This is a genomic window from Amycolatopsis sp. NPDC051716 (genome assembly GCF_040681595.1).
Classification (GTDB): Bacteria; Actinomycetota; Actinomycetes; order Mycobacteriales; family Pseudonocardiaceae; genus Amycolatopsis.
The window spans coordinates 40601-55503 of sequence record NZ_JBFAZA010000016.1 but is presented as its reverse complement, the minus strand read 5'-3'; the positions used below and the strand labels follow the sequence as shown (position 1 = coordinate 55503).

Annotated in this window: 8 protein-coding genes; 5 read left to right on the top strand and 3 right to left on the bottom strand. The window is 74.7% G+C overall.

What is annotated here, in order from left to right; all coding sequences use genetic code 11:
* Positions 1-161: 161 nt before the first annotated feature.
* Positions 162-671 (top strand): DUF664 domain-containing protein, encoded by a 510-nt coding sequence (locus AB0M30_RS22845; protein ID WP_364586710.1) that lies wholly within the window; start codon positions 162-164, stop codon positions 669-671.
* A 4-nt stretch (positions 672-675) separates the two neighbouring features.
* Here the strand turns inward: AB0M30_RS22845 and AB0M30_RS22840 are convergent, their stop codons facing one another.
* The 3 genes from AB0M30_RS22840 to AB0M30_RS22830 form a co-directional block, all read right to left on the bottom strand.
* The gene (locus AB0M30_RS22840) at positions 676-1392 is read right to left on the bottom strand and encodes a transporter substrate-binding domain-containing protein (protein ID WP_364586707.1); all 717 of its coding nucleotides are present in this window, start codon (positions 1390-1392) and stop codon (positions 676-678) included.
* A 49-nt stretch (positions 1393-1441) separates the two neighbouring features.
* Positions 1442-2533, bottom strand: a complete 1092-nt coding sequence (locus tag AB0M30_RS22835; RefSeq protein WP_364586704.1) for an aldose epimerase family protein — start codon at positions 2531-2533, stop codon at positions 1442-1444.
* Positions 2534-2663: 130 nt separating this feature from the next.
* Positions 2664-3911: a helix-turn-helix domain-containing protein gene (locus AB0M30_RS22830; RefSeq protein WP_364586701.1), complete on the bottom strand. Its 1248-nt coding sequence runs from the start codon at positions 3909-3911 to the stop codon at positions 2664-2666.
* A 282-nt stretch (positions 3912-4193) separates the two neighbouring features.
* On the opposite strand from AB0M30_RS22830, the gene AB0M30_RS22825 reads away from it, so the two are divergent.
* From AB0M30_RS22825 to AB0M30_RS22810, 4 genes are all read left to right on the top strand, one after another.
* Positions 4194-6197 (top strand): MMPL family transporter, encoded by a 2004-nt coding sequence (locus AB0M30_RS22825; protein WP_364586698.1) that lies wholly within the window; start codon positions 4194-4196, stop codon positions 6195-6197.
* A complete protein-coding gene (locus AB0M30_RS22820; RefSeq protein ID WP_364586695.1) occupies positions 6194-7579 on the top strand; it encodes an MFS transporter in 1386 nt (461 codons plus the stop codon). The genes AB0M30_RS22825 and AB0M30_RS22820 overlap by 4 nt, the downstream gene beginning before the upstream one ends.
* Before the next feature lie 92 nt (positions 7580-7671).
* Positions 7672-9423: a fatty acyl-AMP ligase gene (locus AB0M30_RS22815; RefSeq protein WP_364586692.1), complete on the top strand. Its 1752-nt coding sequence runs from the start codon at positions 7672-7674 to the stop codon at positions 9421-9423.
* Positions 9420-14903: SDR family NAD(P)-dependent oxidoreductase (locus tag AB0M30_RS22810; protein WP_364586689.1), on the top strand; the 5484-nt coding region annotated here is incomplete at its 3' end. The genes AB0M30_RS22815 and AB0M30_RS22810, both read left to right, overlap by 4 nt.

Here is a 14903-nt window from a genome sequence, read left to right as displayed (position 1 = left end):
CACCAGGAACGTAGCACTCGTTGCGACCGTCGAGAAGACGCAATGTCGTATCGATGACGACGGCAACCGGCAAGCCAGAGGGTGCGCGGGGCGCCGAGTCACCCCGTCGTGGGCGCGCGGGATCACCGCGTCGCGGGCCGCCGCCCAGTAGCTTTTCGATCATGGTCGAGACGCCCGAACCGCCTCCCACGCTGGCCGATCCGCGCGCGCTGCTGCTGGGCTACCTCGACCACAGTGCCGCCGTCATCCTGCGCAAGCTCGACGGCCTCTCCGAACGTGACCTGCGCCGGAGCGTGCTGCCGTCGGGCTGGACGCCGCTGGGCATGGTCAAGCACCTCGCCTGCACCGAACGCTTCTGGGTCCGGTACCTGTTCGCCGGCGAGGACGTCGACTTCTCCTGGCCCCGGACCGCCGAGCAGGAGTGGTTCGTCGCGCCGGCGGAACCGTCGGCGGACATCACCGCCTTCTTCCTGGCGGAGCACGAAAACTGTGCCCGGCTCGCCGCGGTCACCCCACTGGAGGGCCGGGCCGTCCGCACGACCCGCCGCGGCGGGGCCGAAGAGCACCCCACCTTCGCGTGGATCCTGTGCCACCTGGTGCAGAGCTTCGCCCGGCACGCCGGGCACGTGGACGTCGGCCGGGAGCTGATCGACGGCGTGACCGGCAAATAGCGCGTCAGGCGGGCGGCGCGATCGTGGCGTCCTGGTTCGCGCGGCGCAGCGCGTCGGCGACGAAGCCGGTGGCCTTCAGCTCTTCGACCAGGTCGTGCAGGAACGCGATCGTCTCCGGGCGGCGGTCCGGGGTGGTGCAGACCGCCTGCCGGATCTCCATGAAGCGTCCCGGAAGCACGCGGGTCCCGGGGTGGGCGGCGACGTAGGCGGTCAGCGGCTGCCGGATCCCGGCGGCGACCTCGAGGCCTTGGTTCTCGAACGCCGTGACACCGTCCTCGCCGCGCACGAGGGTGGCCTGCTGGACGGTCCGGGTCAGGTAGAGGTCGTACGCGGACCCTTGCTTGACGCCGATCCGGACGTCCGGCCGGTCGACGTCGGCCGGTGTGGTGATGGGCGAGCCGTCCGGCACGACGTACACGCCTTCGATCACGACGTACGGCGCGGTGAACGTCACCTCGGCCGCGCGGGCGGGCTCGATCGCCAGGAAGCCCAGGTCGGCCGCGCCCGAGGTCAGCGCCTCGAACGACTTGCGGGCCGCATCAAAACACACGAACTCGACCGGGACGGCCAGCCGTGCCGCCACCTCGCGCGCGAGGTCGACCGTGACCCCGCCCGGTGCCGCCGGCGTGCCGTGCGCGAGCACGGGATTGCCGAGGTTGACGGCGGCGCGCAGCGGGCCGGTGGGCGCGAGGTCCCGGGCGACGGCGGAAAGATCTCCCATGACCGGCGAGGCTAGCGGCGGGACTCCGCGTGCGCCCCGCGATTGTCGCTCACGCCACCGGCGGCTCGTCCGCGGTGGTCAGGGCGAACACCGTCTCCTGGTGGTAGACCTCGCCGGGGCGCAGCACCGTGCTGGGGAAGTCCGGGCGGTTGGGGGAGTCCGGGAAGTGCTGGGCCTCCAGCGCGAAGCCGGCGCCGCGGTGGTACGGGCGGCCGCCGGTGCCGGTGAGGGCCGCGGTGAGGTAGTTGCCCGAGTAGAACTGCAGGCCCGGCTCGGTCGTCCACATGGTGAGCAGCCGCCCGGACGCCGGGTCCCACGCGCGGGCGGCGAACGGCGCGCCGTCGTCGAGCACCCAGTTGTGGTCGTAGCCCTGGCCGATCACCAGCTGGGGGTCGGGTTCGCCGACGCGGGCCCCGATCGGCGCTCCCCGGCGGAAGTCGAAGGGCGTGCCCTCGACCGGCACCGGGTCGCCGGCCGGGATCAGATCGTCCCCGGTCGGGCAGAACCGGCTCGCGGCGATTTCCAGCCGGTGCTCGTGGACGTCGCCCGCCCCTTCGCCGGCCAGGTTCCAGTAGGTGTGGTTGGTCAGGTTGACCACCGTCGGCGCGTCGGTGGTGGCGCGGTAGGTGATGCGCAGCCGGTCGCGCGCGTCGACGCGGTAGGTGACCTCGGTGGTGAGCCGGCCGGGGTAGCCCTGATCGCCGTCCGGGCTGACCAGCGTGAGCCGCAGGGCGACGCCGTCGCCGTCGCGGATTTCGGCCGCCGCCCAGACCCGCGTGTCGAACCCCGCCGGGCCGCCGTGCAGGCTGTTCTTGCCGTTGTTGAGGGGCACCCGGTACTGGACGCCGTCGAGGGTGAAGGTGCCGCCGGCGATCCGGTTGGCGAACCGGCCGATCACCGCGCCCAGGAACACCCGGTCCGCTTCGGGCCGGTTGTTGGCGACGTAGGCGTCGAGATCGGCGAAGCCGAGGACGACGTTGCCGGGGTGGCCGTCGCGGTCCGGTGCCTCCAGCGACTGGAGCACGCCGCCGTAGTCGAGCACGCGCACGACCGGCCCGCCGGGCCGCCCCAGCGTGTACCGGTGGACGTCGGTGCCGCCGGCCTGGCCGAACAACTCCCGGGTGAGCTCGGGTGCGGTCATCGGTGCGTCCTCCAACCGACTGTTAGCGCTAACAGCCTGGACCGACCTTAGATTCGCCGCCGTGCACGGTCAAGGACCGAGGCCGCCTCCAGGGCAGTGAAGGTGGCCCCAGCCCGTCGGTGTTGGCCAGTCAGCGTTCGCCGGTCGATGGCCGGGTGCCCAGCAGCCGGTGGGCGCACAGCGCCATCTGGATCTCCAGCCGCTTCGCCGGATCCGCCAGCCGGTCGCCGAACAGCTCGCTCAGCTGGCTCACGCGGTAGCGGACCGTCTGGGGGTGGATCCGCAGGGCCTGGGCGATCTCCGGGGTGTTCCCGTTGTGCTCCAGCCAGCTCAGCAACGTTTCGGCCAGCCGGGTCTGCTGCTTCACCGTCAGGCCCGCGAAGGGGGCGAGCGCTTTCGCCGACAGCTCGTCCAGCAGGAAGCGGTCGAGCAGCAGCCAGTGCGTCGCCAGGTGGTCGGCCGTGTGCGTGACCGGGCCGTCGCCGGCCAGGCCGCGGCGGAGGAGGTCGAGCGTGCGGCGGGCCCACAGCAGCGACGTCGCCGCGTCGGCCGGGCGGACCCGGGGGCCGATCGCGGCGCGCCAGCCCGGGAGCCGGCCTTCCAGGCCCCGCAGGTCGCGATCCGGGTTCGGGGTCAGCAGGCACGGCTCGGGGCCGTCCAGATCGAGCAGCACGTCGCCGGCCAGCTGCGGGGACGGCGGCGGGTGCTGCTCGGTCCGCGGGTCGAGCGCGACGACCGTGACCCACTCCGGCACCGTCCACTGCGCCGCCTTGGCCATGGTCGCCAGCGTCGCCGGGGACGTGGGCGGGGTGGCCAGCAGTAGTTCGAACAACCGGCGCCGCCGTCGTTCGAGCGTGCCGCTCGCCATCGCCTGCGCCAAGGTGTACCCCTCGACCGAGTACGAGGAAATCTCGTCCACGTAAGCGAAAACGGCTTCCGCGCCGACGCACAGCACGGCCGCCGGGAACCGGTGCGCCTGCCCCAGTTCGGCTATGTAGTGCCACGCCGCGCGGCCACCCGCGCGGTAGGCGGCCTGCAGGGAATTGAGGCTGCCGCCGTCGTGGTGCACGCGCTTGCCGACCTCCACGAACAACTTCGCCCCACTGTCCTGTGTGGACGCCAGGTCCTCGATGCTGTCGATGCAGCCGAGCACCGCCTGCTCGATCGCGAGCACGATCATCTTGCCGAACTCGCCCTCGAGGGGCTTGGCGTACTCGGGGACGGCCCGCTGGACCTCCTCGAGGATCCGCCGGGCGAGCTGGTCGGCGTGCGGCCGGAACCGCCGCCCCAGTTCGGTCGGCAGCGAGCACCACAGCTGCCGCGCGCGGCCGGTGCCCCGCGGGTGCGGAATCGCCGCCTGCGTGATCGTCCGGGTCATGGCTCACACCCCTTACCGCGCTTCGTGGAGAGTCCGCGCCGTGCTCGGCGCGGACGTCATGTACTCACACGGGATCGGACTTGGCAACCGCCGCCCCTGCGTCCGGAGCGGGTTCTGTCACGCCGGGCTCAACGGTCACACCGGAGTTTGTCACCTCCCGGACAAAGTGGGAACACTAACCGCGGCAAAGGTTTCCGGAATCCGATTTGTGAACCGAGACGGTATCTTCGCGCCCCTTCCCGTTGTTAGCGTGATCAACCGGCACGCGGGAGGAGAACACCGATGACGGCGCTCGTTTCCTGGTGCTTCCGCCGGGCCGGCGTCGTGATCGTGCTGTGGCTGGTGGCACTGGGCGGGCTGGTGGGCGCCGCGGCGCACACCGGCGCGGCCTTCCGCGACACGGTGGACCTGCCCGCCGCGGACAGCACGGCGGCGGCGAACCTGCTGCGCGCTTTCGGTGCCGGCAACGCCGGGGAACGCGTCGTCGTCCGTTCGGAGGACGGCCCGGCCGACAGCGGCGCGGGCCGCGTCCGGCTCGACGCGCTCGCCGCCCGGCTGGCGGCGGTGCCGCACGTCGTGTCCGTCGATCCGCCCCCCGGCCGGCTGTCCGCCGACCGGCGGATCGCGGTGCTCACCGTGCGCTTCGACGCCCCGGCCGCCGACCTCGGGCAGGGGACGGCCGACGCGCTGGCCGCCACCGTCCGTGACACCGAGGGCCTCACCGCCGGCGTTTCCGGAGAGCTCGCCGCGATGACGGCCGCCGCGCCCGACCTGGGCAACGCCGGGATCGGCCTGCTCGCCGCGGCCGTCGTGCTGCTGGTGGCCTTCGGCTCGCTGACCTGCGTCCTGCTCCCGGTCCTGACCGCGGCGGTTTCGGTCGGCTGCGCCCTGGCCGCGGTGACGCTGGTGTCGCACGTCATGACCATGCCGAAGATCAGCACCGAGATCGCCGCGCTGCTCGGGCTCGGCGTCGGTGTCGACTACGCGCTGTTCGTGCTGACCCGCTACCGGCAGGGCCGCCGGGACGGTGCCGGGCCGGCGGCGGCGCTGGCCGTCGCGGCCGCGACCTCCGGCCGCAGCGTGGTCTTCGCCGGCGTCACCGTGTGCGTCTCGCTCGCCGGGATGCTCACCGTCGGCCTGCCGTTCCTGGACGGGATCGCGGTCGCCGCCGCGGTCTCGGTGCTGCTGACCGCGTTCGCCGCCCTCACCCTGCTGCCGGCGCTGCTGCGGCTCCTGGGCCGCCGGATGCGCCTGCGCCCGGACGGCAGCGCGGGCCGGTGGGCCCGGCTCGCGGGGTCGGTGACCGCGCGTCCCGGCCCGTACACCCTGGCCGCCCTGCTGGTCGTGGCCGTGCTCGCGCTGCCGATGGCCGGCCTGCGGCTCGGGGTGCCGGACGCCGCGTCCGACCCGCCCGGCAGCGTCACGCGGACCGCGGCCGAGCTGCTCGAGGAGGGCTTCGGCCCGGGCGCCGACGCGCCGTTGCTGGTGGTCGGGACCGGCGGCGGCGATGCGGTGGGCGCGCTGCGGGAAGCGCTGCTCGCGAGCGCGGACGTCGGCCCGTCCGCCGCGTTGCCCGGCGGAACGTGGCTGCTGACGGTGCTGCCGCGGACGGGCCCGAGCGATCCGGCCACCGGCGAGCTGCTCGCGTCGACGCGGGTGATGGCCAGGGTCATCGGCAGCCCGGACGCGCACGTCGGCGGCGTCGTCGCCGCCCGGGCCGACTTCTCCGCGGCGATCACCGCACGGCTGCCGGTGTTCCTCGCCGTCGTCGTCGGGATTTCGGTCCTGCTGCTGGCCTGGGTGTTCCGCAGCGTGCTGATCCCGCTCACCGCGGCGGTGATGAACCTGCTGACCGCGGCCGCGACGACCGGTGTGGTGGTGTTCGCCTTCGGCGGTCCGATCGAGCCCTACCTGCCCGTGTTCCTGTTCGCCGGGCTGTTCGGGCTGTCGATGGACTACGAGGTCTTCCTCATCGCCCGGATCCAGGAGGCGTGGCGCCGGCACGGCGATCCGCGGGCCGCCATCGTCGACGGCGTCGCGGCGACCGGCCGGACCATCACCGCGGCCGCGCTGATCATGGCGCTGGTGTTCGTCTCCTTCGCCTTCGTGGACGCCCGGGTGGTGCGTGAGGCGGGAGTCGGGCTGACCGTCGCCGTGCTCCTGGACGCCGTCGTGGTCCGGTGCGTGCTCGTCCCCGCGGTGATGGCCCGGCTCGGGGCGGCGAACTGGTGGTTCCCGCGCCGGAAGGCCGCGGTCGGCGGCGAACTGGTGGGGAGCACACGATGACCCGGCGGACGCTGGTCGTGCTCGCGCTCGGCGCGTTCGTCACGACGCTGGACAACACGATCGTCGCCGCCGGCGCGCCGTCCATCGCCCGCGACCTCTCACTCGACGTCGGGACGCTGCAGTGGATCGCGCTGGGGTACATGCTCCCGTTCGCCGGGCTGCTGCCGGTGGCCGGCGCACTGATCGACCGCTGGGGCCGCCGCCCGGCGCTGACCGGTGCCCTCCTCGCGTTCGGGCTCGGCGCGGCGGCGGGCGGCCTGGCGGGTTCGGCGTGGCTGCTGGTCGCCGCCCGGGTGCTCCAGGGGCTGGCGGCCGCGTTCCTGGTGCCGGGCCTGCTGAGCCTGCTGCGGACCAACCTCGACGCGCGCGGCCGGACGCTCGGCGCGGCGGTCTGGACCGCCTGCCTGGCGGCCGCGCTGGCCCTCGGCCCCGCGCTGGGCGGTGTCCTGAGCGAATACTGCGGCTGGGCCTGGATCTTCTTCGTCAACCTCCCGTTCGTGGCCGCGATGCTGGGCCTGCTGCCGGGGACCGTGCCGCCCGGCCGCGGGGGCGGGACCCGCGCGCCACCGGCGTCGGCGATGCTCCTGGTGACGGCGAGCCTGGTGCTGCTCACCACCGCGCTGGCCGAACCCCGGCTCCGGATCCCGCTGCTCGCCGGGGGGACCGCGGTCGGGGTGGCGTTCCTCGTGCGGGAACGGCGGGCGGCCGACCGGCTGGTCCCGCCGGCCCTGACCGGCAACCGGGTGTTCCTGGGCTCGCTCGGCCTGCAGCTGCTGTGGGGACTGGGGATTTCCGGGATCTTCTTCTTCACGCCGTTGCTCCACCAGGAGTTCCTGGGGCTCGGCCCGGCCGGCGCCGGGCTGCCCCTGGTGCTGGTCGCGGTGGCGGTCGTGGCCGCGACGCCGCTGGTGCCGGCGGCCGTCGCCCGGCACGGTCCATTTCGGACGGTGGCGGCGGGGCTGGCCGTGGTGGGTGCGGGACTGCTCGCCCTCGCCGCGGTGAACCACGTCCCCGCGCTGTGGCCGCGCGTGCCCGGCCTGGTCCTGATCGGCGCGGGCTCGGCCTTCACCGTCCCGATGACCTCGCACGCGCTGGAGGTGGTGGAGCGGCAATATTCCGGCACGGCGTCGGGATTGCTCACCGCGGGCCGGGAATTGTCGAGCGCGCTCGGCGTGGCGCTGATCGGCGCGGTGCTGACGTCGGTGCGCGCGGCGCGGCTCGAAGCGGGCGTTCCCGCCGGGGCGGCGCTGGCCGGCGGGTACACCGCGGGCCTGCTCGTCGCGGCCGGGCTGACGTTCGCCGGCGCGCTGCTGGCCGTGCGCGTGCCCGGCACCCGCCTCGCCGAGACCTCGTCGCCGCGTGACAAACGTGCGGTGCCCTGACCCGTTTCCCCGTGAGTATCGGTGATCGAATCGTTGACAACCGCACCGGCGCGGTTATTCACTGCGCCGGTAAACGCTCTCTGCGAGGATGCATGGAAACCATTTCCCGGCCGGTTCCCGTCACCGGTGCGCCCGTCGACGGCGGCGAGTCCTTCGCGACCCTGCTGGGTCACTGGGCGCGCCGCCTCGGCGACCGGATCGCCGTGACCCACCTCGACCACCGCGACGGCGGCGACGGCCGGGCGGTCACGCTCACCTGGCGCGAGCTCGACCAGCGGGTCGAGGCGGTCGCGGCCCGGCTGTCCGAAGTGGCCGGTCCGGGGGAGCGGGCGGCGGTGCTGGCCGGGCAATCCACCGGCTACGTCGTCGCGTTCCTCGGTGCGCTGCGGGCGGGACTGGTCGCCGTGCCGCTGTTCGCGCCCGGCCTGCCCGGGCACGCGGGCCGGCTGGCCGCGGCGCTCGCCGACTGCGGCCCGCGGGTCGTGCTGACCACGGCCGGGGAGGGCGAGGCGGTCACCCGGTTCCTCGCCGGTTGCGCGGTCGACCCGGCGGTGGTGGACGTCGACGCCGTGCCGCCGGTCGAGTCCGGGCCGCGCGACTGGCCCGAGCCCGATCCGGACGCCCCGGCGTACCTGCAGTACACGTCCGGCTCGACGCGCTCGCCCGCCGGGGTCGTGCTGACCCACCGCAACGTGCTCGCCAACGCCCGTCAGGCGTGCGCCGCCTACGGCGCCGAGAGCGGGACCACGTCGACGGTCAGCTGGTTGCCGCTGTTCCACGACATGGGCCTGATCCTCGGCATCGGCGCGCCGATGGCCGGTGGCCTGGAGTCGGTCCTGATGGACCCGCTGGCGTTCCTCGAACGGCCCGCGCGCTGGCTGCGCGCCCTCTCGGCCAGTCCCGGCGCGATCAGTGCGGCCCCCAACTTCGCCTACGCCTACTGCGCTTCCCGCGTCACCGAGGACGAGAAGCTCTACCTCGAGCTGAGCCGGGTCGTCTCGCTGATCAACGGCAGCGAACCGGTGCTGCCGGCCACGATCGCCAAGTTCGACGCCGCCTTCGCCGGCTGCGGGTTGCGGCCGGAGGTGCACCGCTCCTCCTACGGCCTCGCCGAGGCCACCGTGCTGGTTTCCGTGACGGACGCGGGAAAACCGCCCCGGCAGGTCACGTTCGACCGGGCCCGGCTCGCCGCCGGGTCCGCCGTGCCGGCCGCCGCGGGTGCGGCCACCACGACGCTCGTCTCGTGCGGCCGCCCGGTCGGCCAGCGGGTCCGGATCGCCGACCGGGCGACCGGGGAGCCCGCCGAGCCGGGCACGGTCGGCGAAATCCGGGTCAGCGGCCCGAACGTCGGCCGCGGCTACTGGGGCCGGGCCGAAGCGTCGGTGGCCACTTTCGGCCTGCCCCCGCTCGATCCGGACACCGGTGCGGGCTGGCTGGCGACCGGCGACCTCGGCGTGGTGTTCGACGGCGAGCTGTTCGTGACGGGCCGGCTGAAGGACCTGGTCGTCGTCGACGGCCGCAACCACTACCCGCAGGACATCGAGCAGACCGCCGAGGACCACCCGGCCGTCCGGCCGCACTCGGCCGCGGCCTTCGCGACCGACGGCGACGACGGGGAAGCCGCGGTCGTCGTCCTGGAACGGGCGAAGGACACCGAAGCCGACGTCACCGAGGCGGCCGCGGCCATCCGGGCGGCGGTTTCGGCCGGGCACGGGCTGCGCCTGCACGACGTCGTCTTCCTGGCGCCGGGCGAGGTGCCCCGCACCTCCAGCGGCAAGATCAGCCGGGCCCGGTGCCGGCAGTCCTATCTGGACGGTGCGTTCGCCGCCCGGCGGCTCGGATGAGCGCGCCGGACGCCGCGGCGATCCGCGCCTGGCTGCTCGCGCGTCTCGGCGACGTGGACGTCGACCGGCCACTGCACGAAACCGGACTGTCCTCAAGAGACGCGGCGAGCCTGGCGGCCGACCTGGGCGCGTTCACCGGGCGCCCGCTGTCCCCGACCCTGGTGTGGCAGTACCCGACGATCACCGCGCTCGCCGGCCACCTGTCCACTGTGGATCATGCGGTGGCTTACGTGCCGCTACCGGAGGACAGCGAGCCGATCGCGGTCGTCGGCCTCGGCTGCCGGCTGCCCGGCGGGATCGAATCCCCGGAAGCGTTCTGGCGCTTCCTCGACTCCGGCGGCGACGGCATCGGCGACGTCCCCGAGGGCCGCTGGGAGACGTTCGCGCCGGTGGAAGACCTCGCCGGCGTGCCGTCGCGTGGCGGGTTCCTCGACGACGTCGCCGGGTTCGACGCGGCGTTCTTCGGCATCACCCCGCGCGAAGCCGAGGCGATGGACCCGCAGCAGCGGATCCTCCTCGAGGTCGTCTGGGCGGCGCTCGAGCACGCCGGGATTCCGCCGGCCACGCTGCGCGGCAGCCGGACCGGGGTGTTCGTCGGGCTGTCGGCCACCGAGTACGGCTCGCTGACGATGACCGACGTCGCGGGGGTCGACGTCTGGTCCGGGACCGGCGCGGCGGCGAGCATCGCGGCGAACCGGCTGTCGTACCTGCTCGACCTGCGCGGGCCCAGCCTCACCCTGGACACCGCGTGCTCGTCGTCGCTGGTCGCGGTGCACCAGGCGGTGCAGAGCCTGCGCCGCGGCGAGAGCGAGACGGCGCTCGCGGCCGGGGTGAACGTCCTGCTCTCGCCCGGCATCACCGCCGGTTTTCACCGGGCGGGGGTGCTGGCCGCGGACGGCCACTGCAAGCCGTTCGACGCCGGCGCCGACGGGATCGCCCGCGGCGAAGGCTGTGGCGTGGTCGTGCTGAAGACGCTGCGTGCGGCGCGGCGGGCCGGGGACCGGGTGCTGGCGCTGATCCGCGGCAGCGCGGTGAACTCCGACGGCCGGTCCAACGGCCTGACGGCGCCCAACCCGGACGCCCAGGCGGCGTTGCTGCGCGACGCGTACGCCGCGGCCGGCGTCGATCCGTCCTCTGTGGACTACGTCGAGGCGCACGGGACCGGCACGCCGCTGGGCGATCCGCTGGAGGCGGGTGCGCTGGCGGCGGTGCTCGGGGCGGGGCGTTCGCCGGGGCGTCCGCTGCTGCTGGGGTCGGTGAAGAGCAACCTGGGCCACCTCGAAGGCGCGGCCGGCATCACCGGGCTGGTGAAGGTGGTGCTGGCGATGACGCACCGCCGGCTGCCGCCGAGCCTGCACTTCCGCGAGCCGAACCCGCACATCGACTTCACCGGGTTGCGGGTGGTGGCGTCGGGGACGGACTGGCCGCGCTATGCGGGCACGGCGCGGGCCGGGGTGTCGGCGTTCGGCTTCGGCGGGACGAACGCGCACGTCGTGGTCGAGGAGTGGCCGGCGGCGGCCTTCCCGCCCCGGGCCGGTGACGGAGGTCCGCAGGTGTTCGCGCTGTCGGCGCGGTCGGCGGAGGTGCTGCGGGCACGGGCGGGTGAGCTGGCGGACTGGCTGTCGGATGGTGCGGCGCCGCTGGACGCGGTCGCGTCGACCTTGGCGCACCGGCGAGACCACCTGCCGGTGCGCGGAGCGGTGGTCGCCGAGAGCCGGGCCGAAGTGGTCGAGGCGCTGCGGGAACTGGCCGAGGGACACGAGCGCCCCAATGTGGCCTTCGGTGCGTTCAACGCACCGAAGGCCACATTGGGTGCGTTGAACGCAACCAAGGCCACATTGGGGCGCTCGGGTGGGAGTGGGGTCGTCTTCGTCTTCTCCGGTTATGGCTCGCAGTGGTCCGGCATGGGCCGGCTGCTGCTGCGTTCCGAACCCGCGTTCCGGGCTGAAATCGAGGCGCTCGACCCCGTCTTCCGGGCCGAAGCCGGGTTCTCGCTGCGCGAAGCCCTCGAACACGAGCTGCCCGACCTCGCCGCGACCCAGCTCGCCCTGTTCGGCGTGCAGCTCGCCCTGGCCGCTCTCTGGCGGGCGCACGCGGTGACTCCCGCGGCCGTGCTCGGGCACTCCATGGGCGAGGTCGCCGCCGCCGTGGTGGCCGGGGCGCTCGATGTCGCCAGTGGCCTGCGGGTCATGGCCGCCCGGGCGCGGCTGCTCGCCCAACTCGACGAACGCGGGGGCGGGGCGATGGCTCTCGTCGAGCTTTCGCCGGCCGAGCTCGCGGAATTCCCCGACGTCACCATCGCGGTGTACGCCTCGCCGACCCAGTGCACCATCAGCGGGGCCGCGGACCGCGTCGAGGCCGTGGTCGCGCACGCCGAACACCTCGGCCGGCTCGCGAAACGGCTGCCGGTCGGGGGTGCCGGGCACTCCGCCGCCGTCGAGCCGCTGCTCGGCCCGTTCCGCGCCGCGGTCGCGGGGTTGACCCCGGCCACGCCCGGGATCCGGTGCTACAGCAGCGTCCACGACGAGCCGCCCGTCTTCGACGTCGAGTACTGGGCGGCGAACCTGCGCCGGCCCGTGCGGTTCAGCCAGGCGCTGGCCGCGGCCGCCGCCGACGGGCACACCGTCTTCGTCGAGATTTCGCCGCACCCCGTCGCGCTGGCCGCGATCGAGCAGTCCGGCGGGCTCGGCCTGCCCTCGGCGAGCCGCCGGATCGACGAGCGGACGGCGTTCCTGACCAGCCTCGCCCGGCTGCACGTGCTCGGATGGTCCGGCGTGCTGGCCGCCCGGCCGCAGACGCCGCCGGTCGAGCTGCCCGGGCCGGTCTGGCGGCACGAACGCTTCTGGCCGCGCCGGACCGTCCGCACCGGCGGGGCTCACCCCCTGCTCGGCGTGCACATCGAAGACCCCGGCGGCGGCCACCTGTGGCGGGGCGACATCGGCGTCGCCGCGGTGCCGTGGCTGGCCGGCCACACCGTCCGGGACGTGTCGGTGTTCCCGGCCACCGGTTTCCTGGAACTCGCGCTCGCCGCCGCCGGTCCGGGCCGCCGCGTCCACGACCTCGAACTGCGGGAAGTCCTGCCGCTCGGCGACCACACCGAGGTGACCACGACGCTCCGCGGCACCGAACTGAGCGTCCACACGAGAGCCGGGCGCTGGGTCCGGCACGCCACCGCCCGGATCGGCACCGGCGGCACACCGTCGGCGCCGTTCGGGGAAACCGCCGGGGAGCCGGTCGACGTCTACCGGGCGCTGGCCGAGCTGGGGCAGTCGTACGGCCCGGCCTTCCGCGGCCTGCGCCGGGTGACGGCCGCGCCCGGCCGCGCGTCGGCGTCGATCGCGCAGCCGGAAGCCGACCATCCCGCGTACGTGCTGCACCCGGCGCTCGCCGACGCCTGCCTGCACGCGCTGGCCGCGGCGGTCGGCGACGCGGACGCCCTCTACCTGCCGCTCAGCGTGGCCGAGGTGGTGGTCGCCGGCGACCCGCGCCGGGGCGTGCGGGTGGACGCCGTCCTGCGGGAGTCCGGCGACGGCGTGCTCGGCAGCGTCCAGCTGGTCGACGCCGACGACGTCGTCCTGGTCGAATTCCGCGACGTCTACTGCCGTCCCTACCGCGACGCGGCCCTGACCCGGCTGCTGTTCGAGGCGGCCTGGCAGCCGGCGCCGCTGCCCGCCGCGCCGGAATTGTCGGTGCCGGCCGGTAGTGTGGAAAACGGGGGGCGCCCCCGCGGGCCAGGGCGGGCGCACCGCTGGATCGTGCTGTCGGACGACAATCGGGCGTTCGACGGCGAGGACGTCCGGACCGCCCGCCTCGGCGACCGGCCCGAGCTGGCGAAGCTGCTGCGCGACGGCGAACCGACCGCCGTCCTCGCCCTGCTCGGCGGCGAGGCCGAGCCGGATCCGGCGCGCGGGGCGCGGCTGGTCGAGACGCTGGCCGGCGTCGTCGCCGAACTGGCCGAACTGCCGGTGGCGCCCAGGTTGTGGCTGGTGAGCGCCGGAGCGCACGCCGTCGAGCCCGGCGAGCGGGGCGATCCCGGGGTGGCCGCGCTGCGCGGGCTCGTGCGCGTGCTGGCCTTCGAGCACCCCGAACTGCGGGTGAGCCAGGTCGACGGCGGAGCGGACCGGCTGCGGGACGAGATCCGCGCGGACGGCCCGGACGACGAAATCGCCTGGCGCGGCGGCGTGCGGTACACGCGGCGCCTGATCCGGCCCGCCGTCGGTGACCCGGTCCGCGAGCCGGTCCGCGACGGCGCGTACATCATCACCGGCGGCCTCGGCGGCCTGGGACTGGCCGCCGCGAAGTGGCTGGCCGCCCGGGGCGCGACGCGGCTGGTGCTGAACAGCCGGCACGCCGCCGACCCCGGGCTCGGTGAACCGGGCGTCGACGTCCGGGTGGTGCCGGGCGACATCGCCGCCCCGGGCACGGCCGAGACCCTGGTCGCGGTGGCCGTCGAAGGGGGCGTGCCGCTTCGCGGGGTGCTGCATGCCGCCGGTGTCCTGGCCGACGGCGCCGCGATCAGCCTCGACGCCGACGCGCTCGAAGCCGTCTGGCGCCCGAAGGCGCTGGGCGCGTGGCGGCTGCACGAAGCGACGGCCGGCCACGACCTCGACTGGTGGCTGGTGTACTCGTCGGCGGCCGCGCTGTTCGGATCGCCGGGCCAGGCCGCGTACGCGACAGCGAACGCGTGGGCCGACGCGCTGGTCGCATGGCGCCGGGCCCAAGGCCTCCCCGCAGCGACGATCGGCTGGGGCGCGTGGGGCGAGGTGGGCGCGGCGGCCGGTTCGGCCAACCCGGTGCTCGAGCCGCTCGGCACCGAGGAAGCGTTGTCGGCGCTGGACTTCCTGCTGGCCCGCGACCGCGCGGCGACCGGCGTGGCGCGGGTGGACCCGGGAACCGTACTGGAGCTCTTTCCCCGGCTGGGGGAGCGGCCGTTCTTCACATTGTTCGGACCGCGGGCCGCATCGTCCACATGGGACGGACTGGACGCACTACGGTCGGCGACACCGGAAGCGGCCCGCGCGGCGATCGCTTCGCACTTGGCGGAGCTGGTCGCGGACCTGCTGGGGTTGCCGGAGATCGACCGGACGGTGCCGCTCACCCGGCTGGGGCTGGATTCGCTGTCGGCGATGCGGGCGCGCGGCGCGGTGGAACGGGACTTCGGGCTGCCGTTGCCGATTCCGCTGCTGCTGCGGGGGGCGAGCTTGGCGGAGCTTGCCGGGAACCTGGCCGAGCAGGCGGGTTTCGGGCCTGGTGCGCCGGTGGGTGCCGGGGTGGCGGACTCGGTGGACGCCGCCGGACCCGCTGCGCTGGCGGGGGCTGGTCCACGTGACCTTGCCGGGCTTGCTGCGCCGGTGGGTGCTGGGCAGGTGGACTTCGCCGGAGCGGCTGCGCCGGTGGGTGCTGGGCAGGTGGACTTCGCCGGAGCGGCTGCGCCGGTGGGTGCTGGGCAGGTGGACTTCGCCGGAGCGGCTGCGCCGGTG